At 68.8% G+C, this 14,006-nt stretch carries 14 protein-coding genes; 8 read left to right on the top strand and 6 right to left on the bottom strand.

Annotated features, from left to right (window positions below):
• Positions 1-168 precede the first annotated feature (168 nt).
• Together AB0M65_RS34985 and AB0M65_RS34980 are read right to left on the bottom strand one after the other, a co-directional pair.
• Positions 169-717, bottom strand: a complete 549-nt coding sequence (locus AB0M65_RS34985; RefSeq protein ID WP_364037701.1) for a hypothetical protein — start codon at positions 715-717, stop codon at positions 169-171.
• Positions 718-869: 152 nt separating this feature from the next.
• Positions 870-3,206: a DNA translocase FtsK 4TM domain-containing protein gene (locus AB0M65_RS34980; protein WP_364037698.1), complete on the bottom strand. Its 2,337-nt coding sequence runs from the start codon at positions 3,204-3,206 to the stop codon at positions 870-872.
• Between AB0M65_RS34980 and AB0M65_RS34975 the strand changes: the two genes are divergently transcribed.
• The 7 genes from AB0M65_RS34975 to AB0M65_RS34945 all read left to right on the top strand — a co-directional run bounded on the left by AB0M65_RS34975 (position 3,196) and on the right by AB0M65_RS34945 (position 8,678).
• Positions 3,196-3,390, top strand: a complete 195-nt coding sequence (locus AB0M65_RS34975) for a hypothetical protein (protein ID WP_364037695.1) — start codon at positions 3,196-3,198, stop codon at positions 3,388-3,390. The two genes, AB0M65_RS34980 and AB0M65_RS34975, sit on opposite strands and share 11 nt — an antisense overlap.
• Before the next feature lie 114 nt (positions 3,391-3,504).
• The gene (locus AB0M65_RS34970) at positions 3,505-4,314 is read left to right on the top strand and encodes a lysophospholipid acyltransferase family protein (RefSeq protein ID WP_364037692.1); all 810 of its coding nucleotides are present in this window, start codon (positions 3,505-3,507) and stop codon (positions 4,312-4,314) included.
• A 47-nt stretch (positions 4,315-4,361) separates the two neighbouring features.
• Positions 4,362-4,988 carry an NAD(P)H:quinone oxidoreductase gene (wrbA, locus tag AB0M65_RS34965; RefSeq protein WP_364037689.1) on the top strand — a complete coding sequence of 209 codons (627 nt, stop codon included), beginning with the start codon at positions 4,362-4,364 and terminating at the stop codon, positions 4,986-4,988.
• A 56-nt stretch (positions 4,989-5,044) separates the two neighbouring features.
• Positions 5,045-5,335, top strand: a complete 291-nt coding sequence (locus AB0M65_RS34960; RefSeq protein ID WP_364037686.1) for a hypothetical protein — start codon at positions 5,045-5,047, stop codon at positions 5,333-5,335.
• A complete protein-coding gene (locus AB0M65_RS34955) occupies positions 5,335-6,864 on the top strand; it encodes an alpha/beta hydrolase (protein ID WP_364037683.1) in 1,530 nt (509 codons plus the stop codon). Before AB0M65_RS34960 ends, AB0M65_RS34955 begins: the two co-directional genes overlap by 1 nt.
• A 65-nt stretch (positions 6,865-6,929) precedes the next feature.
• Positions 6,930-7,475, top strand: coding sequence for a hypothetical protein (locus AB0M65_RS34950; protein WP_364037680.1), 546 nt, complete (start codon positions 6,930-6,932; stop codon positions 7,473-7,475).
• 234 nt (positions 7,476-7,709) lie between these two features.
• Positions 7,710-8,678: an EamA family transporter gene (locus tag AB0M65_RS34945; protein ID WP_364037677.1), complete on the top strand. Its 969-nt coding sequence runs from the start codon at positions 7,710-7,712 to the stop codon at positions 8,676-8,678.
• On the opposite strand, the gene AB0M65_RS34940 is transcribed toward AB0M65_RS34945, so the two are convergent.
• Entirely contained in the window at positions 8,655-9,242 is a 588-nt protein-coding gene (locus AB0M65_RS34940; protein WP_364037674.1) for a DUF305 domain-containing protein, read from the bottom strand. The genes AB0M65_RS34945 and AB0M65_RS34940 overlap by 24 nt on opposite strands.
• Positions 9,243-9,394: 152 nt before the next feature.
• On the opposite strand from AB0M65_RS34940, the gene AB0M65_RS34935 reads away from it, so the two are divergent.
• Positions 9,395-10,816 carry an amino acid permease gene (locus AB0M65_RS34935; protein ID WP_364037671.1) on the top strand — a complete coding sequence of 474 codons (1,422 nt, stop codon included), beginning with the start codon at positions 9,395-9,397 and terminating at the stop codon, positions 10,814-10,816.
• On the opposite strand, the gene AB0M65_RS34930 is transcribed toward AB0M65_RS34935, so the two are convergent.
• The 3 genes from AB0M65_RS34930 to AB0M65_RS34920 all read right to left on the bottom strand — a co-directional run bounded on the left by AB0M65_RS34930 (position 10,746) and on the right by AB0M65_RS34920 (position 13,567).
• Complete coding sequence (locus AB0M65_RS34930) at positions 10,746-11,624, bottom strand: VWA domain-containing protein (protein WP_364037668.1); 879 nt, start codon at positions 11,622-11,624, stop codon at positions 10,746-10,748. The genes AB0M65_RS34935 and AB0M65_RS34930 overlap by 71 nt on opposite strands.
• Positions 11,570-12,346 (bottom strand): substrate-binding domain-containing protein, encoded by a 777-nt coding sequence (locus AB0M65_RS34925; protein WP_364037665.1) that lies wholly within the window; start codon positions 12,344-12,346, stop codon positions 11,570-11,572. The genes AB0M65_RS34930 and AB0M65_RS34925 overlap by 55 nt, the downstream gene beginning before the upstream one ends.
• Before the next feature lie 423 nt (positions 12,347-12,769).
• On the bottom strand, positions 12,770-13,567 hold the full coding sequence (locus AB0M65_RS34920; RefSeq protein WP_364037662.1) for a pentapeptide repeat-containing protein: 798 nt from the start codon (positions 13,565-13,567) through the stop codon (positions 12,770-12,772).
• Positions 13,568-14,006 lie beyond the last annotated feature (439 nt).

Genomic DNA, 14,006 nt, shown 5'->3' with positions numbered 1-14,006 from the left:
CCGGCTGGATATAGCTTCTCCCGCAAGGAAGGGGGCCTTCCTGTACTGGGGAAGGTGTGAAGGTCGAGTTTCCTCGGCTGAGCCGAGGGAAGGGGGCCTTCACGCGGCGGCGCCGTGGCTGGTGTGACTGAGGGGGCTAGAGGGGCGCTCAGCCGCCGCCCTGAGCGCTCACGACACCTTCGAGACCCGCAGGGTGACTTGGTCGCCCCCCGAACTCACGGCGACCAGGTCCACCCGGCAAGCGGCGAACTCGACGGACTGCCTGCCGCCCCGTCCGGTGGAGGCGAGTTCCACAGTCGTCCGCTCACCGCGTCGGGGTTCGGCCAGGGTCAGTTCGACCACGGCCTCTCCTTCCCAGACGCAGACCATGCCCGCGGCGCACCGGGAATCGGACACCAGCCTGGCGAACCGGACACTGACGTCCTTCGAAGCGACCTCGGCGGTATCACCGGCCTTGAGGACGACGGTCTCCCCCAGCTCGACCGAGCCCGAGGACTTCGCGGGCGCCTGAGGTGCCGGGGATGGCTGAGGTACCGGGGATACCGGCGGTGCCTGAGTTGCCTGGGATGTCTGCGGCGCCTGTGGCTGCCGCACCGGCGCGGGCTGGACCAGCGTCGGCGAGGTCACGGCGGGGTGTTCCCGCGCGGCGGAGCTGCCGGCCCCGCAGGCCAAGCCGACCAGGGCGCAGAGGACGACGAGCAGCTTCTTGGTGTCCACGAATCCTGGACGGAACGGAGCTCCCGGTCCGTTGCATCGGTCAGTGAGCTTGCTTCGGCAGGGCCGGACCAGTGGGCTCACCAGCAGGGCCCGGGACGCGGTCCTGCTCGCCGCGGGCATCGAACCGCGGACCGCCCTGATGCTCGGCAGCCTCAATCCTCGTCCGAGGGTTCCCCGCCGTTGGCGTCTCCGCCACCGCGGATCATGAACAGCACCGACTCCAGCTCTTCGGGCTTGATCAGCACGTCGCGTGCCTTCGAGCCTTCGGACGGCCCGACGACACCGCGGCTTTCCAGCAGGTCCATCAGGCGCCCGGCCTTGGCGAACCCGACACGCAGCTTCCGCTGCAGCATCGACGTCGAGCCGAACTGCGACGTGACGATCAGCTCGGCGGCCTGCAGCAGGACGTCGAGGTCGTCGCCGATGTCAGCGTCGATCTCCTTCTTCTCGCCCGCCTTCGCCGCGGTGACGCCGTCGGTGTAGTCCGGCTGTGCCTGTTCCTTGGCGAAGTTGACCACCGCGGCGATCTCTTCGTCGCCGACGAACGCGCCCTGGATACGGACCGGTTTCCCGGCCCCCATCGGCAGGTACAGCGCGTCACCCATGCCGATGAGCTTTTCCGCGCCCGGCTGGTCGAGGATGACCCGCGAGTCGGTGAGCGACGACGTCGCGAACGCCAGCCGCGAGGGCACGTTGGTCTTGATCAGACCGGTCACGACGTCGACCGACGGCCGCTGCGTCGCCAGCACCAGATGGATGCCGGCGGCACGCGCCTTCTGGGTGATCCGGACGATCGCGTCCTCGACGTCACGCGGGGCGGTCATCATCAGGTCGGCGAGCTCGTCGACGATCGCCATGATGTACGGGTACGGCTGGTAGACGCGCTCGCTGCCGGGTGGCGCGGTGATCTCGCCCGAACGCACCTTCTTGTTGTAGTCGTCGATATGCCGGACCTTGTTGACCTGCATGTCCTGGTACCGCTGCTCCATCTCCTCCACCAGCCAGGCCAGCGCCGCGGCGGCCTTCTTCGGCTGGGTGATGATGGGGGTGATCAGATGCGGGATGCCCTCGTACGGGGTCAGTTCGACCATCTTCGGGTCGATCAGGATCATCCGGCACTCGTCCGGCGTCGCCCGCGCGAGCAGCGACACCAGCATCGAGTTCACGAAACTCGACTTACCGGAACCGGTGGATCCCGCGACCAGCAGATGCGGCATCTTCGTCAGGTTCGCGGTGACGAAATGGCCCTCGATGTCCTTGCCGAGGCCGATCACCATCGGATGGTTGTCCTTGACCGTCGACGGGGCGCGCAGCACGTCGCCGAGGCGCACCATCTCGCGGTCGGAGTTCGGCACCTCGATGCCGACCGCGGATTTGCCGGGGATCGGCGCCAGCAGCCGGACGTTGTCGGTGGCCACCGCGTAGGCGATGTTCTTGGTCAGCGCGGTGATCTTCTCGACCTTCACGCCGGGCCCGAGTTCGACCTCGTACCGGGTGACCGTCGGGCCCCGGGTGAACCCGGTGACCTGCGCGTCGATGCTGAACTGCTCCAGTACGCCGGTGATCGCCTCGATCATGGCGTCGTTGGCCTTGCTACGGGACTTCGGCACGTCGCCGAGCTTCAGCAGGTCCGGCGACGGCAGCTTGTAGTCGCCCTCGACGGTCCGGGTGACCGCCAGCGGCTGCTCGGCCTTCTTCGGCTTCTTCTCCGGGACGTCGGCGGGCTTGGCCGCCGGCTTCGGCGGGCGGAGCGGTGTCGGCGGCTCCGCGAGCGCGGCTTCGATGTCGAGTTGCTCGCCCGCGTTGTCGCCCGCCCCTTGGCGGCGCCGCGACGGCTTCCGCAGGCGCACGGGCTTCGGGTCGGCCTCGGTGACGGCGTCGCGTTCGTCGTGAATGGCCTTGCGCTCGGCCTCGGCCTCTTCGATCTCTTCGGGGTCGAGCCCCCAGTTACGCAGCCGGTGCGGGATCTCGCGGACCGGTGTCCCGGTGAACACAAGCGTGCCGAACAGCAGCGCCAGTACCAGCAGCGGCACCGCGACCCAGGTGGTGACACCCATGGTCAGCAGGCCGCCGGAGAACGCGCCGATCACTCCACCGGCGTACATCCGGGCGTCGTTGGACTCGGGCAGCGCGGTGAAGATGTGCAGCAGGCCGAGTACCGACAGGATGACCAGGATGGTGCCGATGACCATTCGCGGCCGGGCCTCCGGCACCGGTTCGGAGCGCATCAGCGCCACCGCCGCCACGATCAGGACCAGCGGCAGCGTCACCGCTCCCGCCCCCAGCAGCGATCGGGTACCGACCTCCACCCAGCCGCCGATGGGGCCCGCGGCCCGCCACCAGACGCCGAACGCGATCACCAGCGCCAGTGCGATCAGGCCGAGCGCGAGACCGTCGCGGCGGTGTTCGGGTTCGAGTTCACGGCTGCGGCCGACCGTCCTCGCGAGGGTTCCGAGCCCCTTCGCGAGCAGGTTCCAGGTGCCGCGCACGCCCTTGGCGAACGTGCCGGAAGACCTCTTCCTGGCCGCCGGACGCCGTGGAGCCGGCTTCCTCGCGGCCGTTGACCTGGGCTTCGCCGGGGTACGTGGCTTCCGCGCCGGCCCTTTGCTGCCGCCGCTTCTCGCCGTACTCCGCTTCCTGGTCGTCGAACCGCTAGCCATGCCTCCACGGTAACCGCACCGACCCTCCAGCCCCGGGTGCCACTCGGAGCACACGGGGAACATTCGTCTCAGGTCACAGCTTGAGCGGCCATCCGGGTGAAACCGGGGCCATGACATGCTCTGCCCCATGTTCGCGCTGCATCAGGATGAGAATTCGGCTCACCGCGCCCCAGCGATCTGGCGCACGATGCTGAACATCGACCGGGGGCTGGTCAATTTCGTCGGCAGGCTCACGGTGACCGGCCGTGTCCCGGCGGAGCTTCGCAGGAAGCCACTGCTCATGACCGCCAACCACATCGGCGTCTTCGACGCGTTCGTGCTGATGGCGGCCTGTAAACGAATCGGCATCAACCCGCGGTTCATGCTGGCGGGCGGCATCCTCGACGCCCCGGTCATCGGCCCGGCGCTGCGGGCCAGTAACCACCTGCGGGTCGACCGCAAGGAGTCGTCGACGGCCATCGGGCAGTTCACCGAGGCCGCCGAGGCGCTGCGCACCACCCGAGACCCGCTCATCGTCTATCCCGAGGGCCGGATCAGCCACGATCCCGGCCTGTGGCCCGAACGGGGCAAGTCCGGTGCCGCCAGGCTCGCGCTGGCCGCCGGGGTGCCGGTGATCCCGATCAGCCAGTGGGGTGCGCACGAAGCCGTCTACTGGGGGACCGAGACCGTCAACGGTCCCGCCGATCTGCTGCCGCTCGCGAAGTCCGGGCTGAGCGCGCCCATGCGGCGTCCCCGGTTCCAGGTGCACTTCGGCGAGCCGGTGGACCTGTCGGAGGTCGAGCCGGAGCGGCCGGGCGCGGGCGTCCGCGCGCACGCCAAGATCATGCAGGCGATCACCGACGGCTTGGTGCCGTTGCGCCGCGGCGAGCTGGACAAGCCGCGCTTCCACGACCCGACGCGGCCGACCGACACCGTCAGCCCCTGGAAGAAGTACTGAGTTCCGGATAGTGAGACGGTGCTCACGCTCGCCTAAGCTCGGCGGACGTGAACACGCGCATCCTCGTCGTCTACTACAGCGCGACGGGCAACACCGCGAAACTGGCGTCCGCGCTGGCCGACGGCGCCCGCGACGCCGAGGCCGAGGTCCGCGTCCGCACGGTTCCCGAAACGGCGCCGCCCGCGGCCGTGGCGAGCAATCCACGCTGGCAGGCATGGGTGGACGCGGGACCCCACCATGAGCGGGCGACGCTGGAAGACCTGGAGTGGGCCGACGGTTTCGCCGCCGGGAGCCCGACCCGCTTCGGCGGCCCCGCCGCCCAGCTGAAGTCCTATTTGGACAGTACCGGTGGCCTGTGGGCCAAGGGAAAGCTGGTGAACAAGGTCGCGACGTCGTTCACCACCGCGTCGACGGCGCACGGCGGGCTCGAATCGACGGTGCTGGCGACGAACAACGTCTTCTATCACTGGGGCGCCATCGTCCTGCCGCTCGGCTACACCGATCCACATCTGCTCGACTCGGGGAATCCGTACGGCGGCTCGTTCGTCTCGCGCAAGTCCGCCGAACCCGACGAACTCGCCATGGAGGCCCTTCGCCTCCAGGGGCGTCGCCTCGCGACCGTGTCCCGCTACGTCGCCGACGGACTTTTCAAGGACGGCCAGGGAACCGAGTAGTCGTCTCCCGCGTCGTAGGGCGGTCACACAGCGTCACTCCACGGGGAGGAAGCGGGATGACCGACGGCTACGAGGTGGTCCTGGAGGCGATCGGCGCCGCGTCAGGCGCGGCGAAACGGGCTTCGGACGACGTCGGGCAGGTGGATCTCGCCGCCGCGCTCGCCGGTGTCGCGGCCGGTCTGCCGGGTGGCGTGTCGGGTGAGGCGGCGCGGTTGCTCGCGGACGTCTGGGGTCGCGCGGTGCCGGGCTGGGTGAAGAACGCCTCGGAGTACGCCGCGGGGCTCGACGAAGCCGCCGTCCGCTACCGCTCGAACGAGCTGGCGGCGTCACGGGATCTGCGTGTCTGATGCTCACCTGGGGCGAGGTGCGCCGATGGGATCCGGCCGCGATCGGCGCGGTCGCCGACGCGCTCAACGACGGCTGCACCCGGATCATCGCCGCGAACGACGACGTCCGGACCATGGCCCGCTTCTCCGGCTGGACCGGCGACGGCGCCACGGCCGCGTCGACGCGGGGCGAATCGCTGACCTCCACCCTGGGACAACTCGTGGCCGGGGCGTCCGCCGTCCGGCGGGGTGCGCACGAGGTGCAGATCGCGCTGGACCGGATCGTCGCCTTCGTGCGGGAGACCGACGAACTCGCTTCCCGGAACGGTCTGACCATCGGCTCCGGTGGAAAGATCACTTCTTCCGGTGGGTCTTCAGAGCCTCGCGTGATGGCGGAACTGGCCGACCGGATCGAGCAGATCCTGCGTCGCGCCACCGACGTCGACGCCGACTTCGCGTCCATCATGCGGCGGGCCCTGCACGGCGAGATCACCGAACAAGCCTCCGGCACCCTCGCCCAGGCCGCGGACGTCGGCGCCGCCCAAAGCGGCCTGTCGATCATCGGCCCGCCCGAGAACGGCTCCCCCGGTGACAACAAGGCCTGGTGGGACAGCCTGTCGGATACGGCGAAAGTCGCTCTGCTGCAAGGGAATCCGGGTCTCGTCGGCAACCTCGACGGCATCCCGGCCACCGACCGTGACGCCGCCAACCGCGCCGTCCTCGCCAAGGAGATCGCGCGCCTGCGAGGCGATCCCAAGGTCAAGGGCCTGGAAGCCATCGCGCGACGGCTGGACCAGCCGGAACCGCGCGCGTTCTTGCTGGGGCTGGACACCGGCGGCGACGGGAAGGCGATCATTTCGGCGGGGAATCCGGACACCGCGGCGAACGTGGCGACGTATGTTCCGGGGACCGGGTCGGAGCTGAGCAAGATCGGCGGCGACCTGAACCGTTCGGACAAGATGTGGGCCGTGGCGACGACCGCGGGCTCCCCCTCGACCGCCGTGATCACCTGGCTGGGCTACGACGCGCCGGACGGGCTGACCGACGCCGCGAGCGAGAAGTACGCCGATGGCGGTAAAGCGGCACTCGCCGGTTTCCAGGACGGCCTGCGGGAAACACACCAAGGGACGCCGTCGCACAATACGGTGCTGGGCCACAGCTACGGCACCACCGTGGTGGGACACGCCGCCCGCGACGGCGGACTCGCCGCCGACGAACTCGTCTTCGTGGCGAGCCCGGGTGTCGGCGCGCACGACGTCGGCGAATTGCACCTCGATGGGGTGGATCAGGGCGAAGTCGGCAAGCATGTGCACGCGACGGTGGCCGAACACGACATGATCAATCTGGCGAACCTGGAGATCGCCGGGTACGACCTCGTGCTTGGCCAGGACCCGGCCGACGCGGACTTCGGCGGGCAGGTGTTCACCTCGGCGCCGGGCACGGACGGATTCGGCGGGTACAGCCAGGAAGCACACAGTGAATACTGGGAAGACAACAACCCTTCCCTGCGGAATATCGGCCTGATCATCGCGGGGAAGCCCGCCACGTGAGGCTCCCGTTCCTCGCCGCCGTTCTCGTACTCTTGTCGGCCTGCTCCCCCGGAGGTGGAGACGCCATGAAACCGACCATCACCGAACACCAGGCGAAAGACAGGGTCGAGCTGTACATCCGGACAGTGCTCTCGACGCTGCCCGCCACGGCGCAGCGAAAACTGTTCACCCAGAACCGATCCGAGTGCACCGACCCGACCGACAACGGTCCTCAAGGCCGCTTCGAGATCTCGGCGACCTACGAGGTGACCGGTCTCGACCCGGCGAAGTTCGCCGAATACTTCGATGCCATCGTCAAGTGGTGGTCGGCTCACGGTTTCGAGGTTCTGACCGATTCCCGGCCGAAAGACCAGTACGTCTTCGTCCGCAATAACAGGGACGCTTTCGACATGTCCGTCCAGGCGAACGATCTCGGCAAGTTCTACCTGGGCGCGACCTCACCGTGTGTCTGGCCGAACGGCACTCCCGAACCGCAAGCCGTCGAGGCCACCGAACCCGAGCAGCCTGTCGCCGCTCCCCCGCCGACGCCGGTTCGCAAACCGCGCCTTGCCCCCGTCGATGACGACGACTTCGAGCAAACCAGCTGGACCGACGGCGGCACCTCCTTCTGACACCGCCCGCTCACTCTCCTGCCCCCGCCGCTCACGCTTGGCGTCCGTGTCGCTACTGGGACTGGGATGCTCCCAATGTGACACTGGGGACGTTGAGTGTCCCCAATGCCACATTGGGGGCACCGTCTGCCCGCACGCGCTGCCGCCCCGCCCCGCCCCCCGTCTCCCCGGCCCCGTGCCCACTCGCTGGGAAAACAGGTCGCCCCGCGTCCACCGGCCCTCTACCCTCCGGCCGTGACCGCCGAACTCGCCACCCCTTCCCGGCCTGTCGCGCATCGCGGCCGGGGCATCGTGCTGATCCTGCTCGCCGCACTCTTCTTCGGGACGTCGGGTGTGCTGGGCAAACCGGCGATGCAGGCGGGGCTGTCGCCGGAGCAGGTCGCGGCGATCCGCATCGGCCTGTCGGCGATCGTGTTGCTGGCGCTGGTCGCCGTCTTCCGGCCGAAACTTCTGCGGGTGCGGAAACGCGAGTGGCCGCTGCTGCTGGCGTACGGCTCTCTCGGCGTGGCAGGCGTCCAGCTCATGTACTTCCTCGCGGCCGGCCGGATTCCGGTGGGGATCGCGATTCTCTTGGAGTTCACCTCGCCGGTGCTGATCGCGTTGTGGGTGCGGTTCGTGCGGCGGGTGCGGCTGCCGAGGGCGATGTGGGCGGGGATCGCGCTGGCGATGGCCGGGCTCATGCTGGTCGCGCAGGTGTGGGAAGGGCTGAGCCTGGACGTCGTCGGGTTGCTCGCGGGGCTGGGCGCGGCCGTCTGTTCGGCGGGTTACTTCCTGCTCGGGGAGCGCGGTGTCGCGGAGCGGGATCCACTCGGCATGGTCACCTGGGGGATGACCATCGGCGCGGTCCTGGTCTGCGTGGTCGCTCCACCGTGGACGGTCCCGTGGGGCGTTCTCGGCACTGCGACGACGTTCGGGCCGTGGCATCCGCCGGTGTGGCTGCTGCTGATCGCGCTCGTGCTGATCGCGACCGTCCTCGCCTACGCCACCGGCATGACGGCGTTGCGGCATCTTCCGGCGTCGGTGGCGAGTGTCGTGGGGCTGGTGGAGCCACTGATCGCCGCGGCCGCGGCCTGGCTGCTGCTGGGTGAGGCACTCAGCTGGATTCAGGCGGCCGGTGCGGTGGTCCTGCTGAGCGGCGCGTACATCGTCCAGCTGAATTCCCACGTCGTCCAGACGGACTCAACCCTGTTGGAAGCCCCGTAGATCGGTGATCTCCTGCTGCTGCGAACGCGACGTCGTGGCGGCGAGGTCCCGCGCGTCGGGGTTGCGGCCATGCTGTGTCTCGGCGTCGGCGATGCGGACGCCCGCCTCGCGCTGCTTCCGCAACCGCGCGACGAACTTCCGGTCGAAGTCCTTTCCGGACAGTCCGGCCAGTTCCGCGATGTCGCCAGGGCCGAGGTAGCCGTCGCGCTGGACGTGTTCGAGGTTCGGGTCGTCCGGCGCCGCCTGGCCCCAGGACTCGATGAGCGCGGACAGCCGCGCGATCTCCGGTTCGTGCGTGTCGATGATCCGCTTCGCGAGCGCCTTCAGTTCCGCGTTGTCCGCGCGGGTTTCCGCCAGGGAAGCCAGATCCACGCCCTGCTGATGGTGTGCGAGGGCCTGCCTCGCGAACGCGACGTCGGCGTCGTTGAACGGGACGGCGGTCTGCTGTGCCAGCGGTGACGACCCGGGCGGCGCCGTCTGCGGCTGGGGCGCTTCGTCCGAGCAGCCGGTCAGCACGGCGGCCAGTGCGACGGCGGGCAGGAACCGGAGGACGGCGTGCGGCATCGAAGAGCTCCTCGGAACGCGCGGTGGAGGTGCCTAGGTTCGCAGAGCCGATCCGGGCCTGTTCACCGGGGGTTGCGCAAACACTTTTCCTCCGGCTCTTGCGGTGCGACAATCCCGCGATTCACCGCCACGGCGTCAGGAGGTAACCGCGAATGGGCGCAGAAACCACCCCGGACCGGACCACCGAGCGGGCGGGCCTGCGCCCGGAGCTGCGACAACGCCACGTCCGGATGATCGCGCTCGGCGGCATCATCGGCGCGAGCCTGTTCATCGGCAGCGGCGCGGTCATCCACACCGTCGGCCCGGCCGCGGTCCTCTCCTACGCCATCGGCGGGCTGATCGTCGTGCTGGTGATGCGGATGCTCGGCGAGATGGCGACGGCCGCACCGTCGCAGGGCTCGTTCATGGAGTACGCGCGGACCTCCCTCGGCGGCTGGGCGGGCTTCACCGTCGGCTGGCTGTACTGGTACTTCTGGGTGGGCGTGGTCGCGTTCGAGGCCGTCGCCGGGGCGAAAATCCTCCAGTCCTGGATTCCCGTTGTGCCGCAATGGATCTTCTCGCTCGTGCTGATGCTCCTGCTGACCGCGACGAACCTCGCCTCTGCTCGCTCGTTCGGGGAGACGGAGTTCTGGCTCGCGTCGGTCAAGATCGCCACGATCGTGGTATTCCTCGTCGTCGGTGTCCTGTTCGTGCTCGGGCTCTGGCCCGGCGGCTCGTTCTCGGTCGGCAACATCGCGCAGGACGGCTTCGTCGTCAACGGCCCGTTCTCGGTGGTGCACGGCGTGGTGATCGTGATTTTCTCCTATTTCGGCGCGGAAATCGTCACCATCGCCGCCGCCGAATCACGCGAGCCCGAAGCCGCCGTGCGCAAGGCGACGTCGTCGATCGTCTGGCGGGTCGTCGTGTTCTACGTCGGTTCGGTGACGCTGCTGGTGATGATCACCGGCTGGCGCGACATCCCCACCACGACGAGCCCGTTCGCCGCGGCGTTCGGCCGGTTCGGCATCCCCGCCGCCGAGACCGTGGTCAGCGCGGTGGTGCTGACGGCCGTGCTGTCGGTGCTGAATTCGGGGCTGTACACCGCTTCCCGGATGCTGTTCGCGTTACGCGGCAACGGCTGGGCACCCCAGTGGATCGCGGACACGAACCGGCGCGGCGTGCCGTGGAAGGCGATCCTCGTATCCACATCGGTCGGTTATGTCGCCGTGGTGATGAACTTCGTGTCTCCGGACAAGATCTTCTACTTCATCATCAACTCCGCCGGTGCGGTCGCGTTGTTCGTCTACGCGATTATCGCCGGTTCGCAGCTGCGGATGCGGCGGCGCCTGGAAGCCGAGGCACCCGAACGGCTGAAGTTGCGTATGTGGGGCTACCCGTGGCTCAGCTGGCTCACCCTCGCCGGGACGCTGGCCGTGGTCGCGTCGATGCTGTTCGTGGACGCCGACACCCGGGCCCAGCTGTACCTGAGCCTGATCAGCCTCGCGCTGATCCTCGCCGTCTACTTCATCCAGCGCCGGCGATCCGGCCGAGAGCCCCGTAAAACACCTCACCGATCTTCGCCGGGTCGCGGCTGAGGAAGGCCTGGCCGCCGACGAGCTGGCCGAGTTCGGCCTCGTCGGCGTCCGGGCCGATCCCGATGCCGATCAGCGGCACCGGACGGCTCTTGTCGTGCAGCTTTCCCAGCTCCGCCACCAGGTTCTCCCGGCTGATGCCGCCGGGATCGGTGTTGCGGCCGTCGGTCATCACGATCACCATGTTCAGTTTCCCGGGCTCCCATTCCTTGCGCGCCAGGCGATAGACGTCGAGGACACTGTCGTAGAGACCGGTCTGCCCATCCGGGACCGCCCGCACCGCACGCAGCTTGCCGACCGCGGCCAGCTGCTGCGCCACCGGTGCCATCGGCAGGATCTCCCGGTAGTCGCGGTCACCGTCCACTTTGGTCGCGAAGGCCAGGAAACGAACCTGTGACGTCACTTTGAACAGGTGCAGGGCGTTCTCCGCCGCTTCCAGTGTCATCTCCAGCCGGGACTTGCCGATGCCGGGGACCGGCGCGCTCATCGAACCGGAGACGTCGATGAGCACCTGGACCCGCGCACTCGCGTTCACCCCGGCCCACTGGCTGAGCACTTTGCCGACTTCGGCGGCGGCCGAGATTTCGGCACTGCGCTGTCCTTGTACCGACACGCGCTGGTCGGTTTCGGTCAGCCGCAACGCCTGCCCGCCGGAAGCACGGAACCCCGCCTGTGTGAACGCCGCGGCGCTGGAACCGTTCAGCAGAGCTCGTTTCAGCGCGGCGACGGCACTCCCCTGCCGCGGCGTCGCGCCCGCTACCTCGACGAACGGGTAGTCCAGCGACGGCGCCGCGGCCGTGTACGCGGCCACCAACGAGCACCGTCCGGGTCCAGATTATGCCGCAGCACCGCGTTTTCCGACGCGGGGAACACCGTGACCGAGGCACCGGGCGGCTGCGCGAGCAGGTCGGCCGCCGCGCCGACGGTGTTGGCGGCGAACTTGCGGAGCAAGGCCACATACGCGCCGGCGGGATCGGACGCGCCCTTGGCGACGTCGCGCAGGGCCAGCAGGGCGGCCACACCGACCGGGTCACGCGCCGGATCCGGCATCCCGGCGACGATCTCGCCACGCACGATGCCAGGCCAGGTCAGCGGCTTGCGTGGCCAGCCCAGCTCTTTCGCGACCGGTTCAGCGATCGCGAGTACCACCGGCGAACTGGCCACGGACGGACCCGATTCGGGGACTCCGGCCGCGCCGAGCTGGTGCGCGCGCCGCAGGAACAACGTCGAGGACGGGATCCAAGCCTGAGCCCGTGGCGCGCTTCCGGACAGCTCTTCCGCCATTTGCGGGGATTCGCGGGCCTGGACGTCGATCGTGGCGCAGTCGAGTGCGACGTCACGGGCGGCCTGGGTGACGGCGGGGGCGAGGTCGGGTGAGACCGCGACGACCACTCGCACGGGTTCGCATTCGGGGCCGGAGCGCGTCATCGCGACGGCCACCCAGGTCGCGGCACCGAGCACGGCCGCCAGCGCGAGGGCCAGGAGCGGGAGCAGCATCCGTCTTCGGGTCCGGGCGGTGGTGTGGCGTCCCATCGGCTCTCCCGGGGCTCAAGGGCGTCCGAGGGTACGCCGCTCCTACCCCTAGGGGAAGGCCGCGACCTGCGGCGTAGGCGAACCGTACCGAGGCGGGAGGTGCACGAGAGCGAGTCGCGGAACACTTGCCCCGTAAGGAAAACACACGAAACCGGGGGAATCCGTGATGAACCGACCCACTCGCGCGGAACAGCGCGAAGCCCGCAACGCCTTGTTCGGTCAGGTACTTACGATCGCCTTCGCTCTGCTGATGGCCGCGGCCACCCGTTAGCGAGCGGGTGCGGCTGGTCGCGGGCTTGTCTATGAAGGAATTGGGACACTCAACGTCCCAGATCCTTCATAGACGCCGGCAGCGACCCGAGATCCCGGACACCGAACCTCACGGCTGACCACCCCACCCGCGCGAGTTGCGAAAGCCACCCCTCAGCCGTCGCCCGCCAGGAGCCGTCCGTGGGCAACCGGCGAATTCGCCAGGACCCGCCAGGGCGACGGCCACGAGTGCGCGGCGTCCGGCTGTTCCACCCGGGCGTCGGTGAAGTCGGCGCCGTCCGCGAATTCGGCGTCGGCGAACGTGGTCGTCCCGCTGAACATCGCGCCGACGAAGGTGGCGAACCGCGGGAACGTCGCGTCACGGAAATCGGTGTCGCCGGTGAAGGCCGCCCTGTCGAAGTTGGCGTAGCGCTGGAACCGGGTCCGGCGAAAGTTCCCGCGCACGATCAAGGCGTCCCGGAAGCCGGCGCCCGTGAGGACGGTGTCCGCGAAGTCGGGTTCAACGAGCACCGCGTCCTGCAGTTCCAGTTCGTCGACCTCCCAGAACCCGAAGGGTCGCGCCTCCCCCTCCGGCCACCGGGAATGCCGGGTGAGGAGTCCCTGAGCGGCGAGCCGGACACCTAGTTCTTCGTCGTCTTCGACCGGGTACCCGAAAGGCCTGCGAAGGTACTCGCAGGTCAGCTCGATGATGTCTTCCCTGTCGTCGGGGTTTTCGCTGCCGTAGCGCTCCAGGGCCGCGAAGCATTCAAGGCGCTCTGCGGCATCTTCGCTGTCCAGCTTCTCGACGGTGTGTTCCCAGCGGTCCCGCCTGAGCCTTTGAGCCAGCATCGCGGGCTGTTCGCGCCGGTCACGGCGGACGCCCTCGACGACCATCCAGCCGAGATAAACCGCGCCGATCCCCAACGCCACGCCCGCCAGCGCGCCCACGACGTGCACCCCCACCATCACCATGTGGCGATTATGCGCGTGAAGGCCCCGTTCCCTCGACTGATATCGAGGGGTAAGGCAAAGGTGGCGTGACCGAGTCTCTGTCTTGAGGTCGCGACGTCTGCTTCGCGAGCTGCAAGGCAGAGGCTTCGCGGCGCGGGTCCGGGCCGGTCGACGGAGCCAGACCGCGCCTTGGCCATCCACAAAGGACACGTTTGGGCTGCAGAATGCCCGACTCAGGCGCGGTTCTCGATGGGGTCGGGTCGTTAGAGCCAAAAGTGTCTTGGGTACCTACTGGATTTGGCTGCGGGGCTGATCGTGAGCGAGGTCCGTGAAGGTCTCCTTGCCTACTCTGAAGGTAGTAAAAGCCTTCACTACCTTCAGGGTCGCCCGCTGCGGTCGCAGGTGCACCAGCAGGCACAGTGGTCGCGCGTGAAGGACTCCTTCCCTCGGCTGAGCCGAG

This window comes from Amycolatopsis sp. NPDC051071 (assembly GCF_040682875.1).
GTDB lineage: Bacteria > Actinomycetota > Actinomycetes > Mycobacteriales > Pseudonocardiaceae > Amycolatopsis.
Note: the sequence above shows the minus strand (reverse complement) of the source record. Positions and strands in the feature narration are given on the sequence as shown.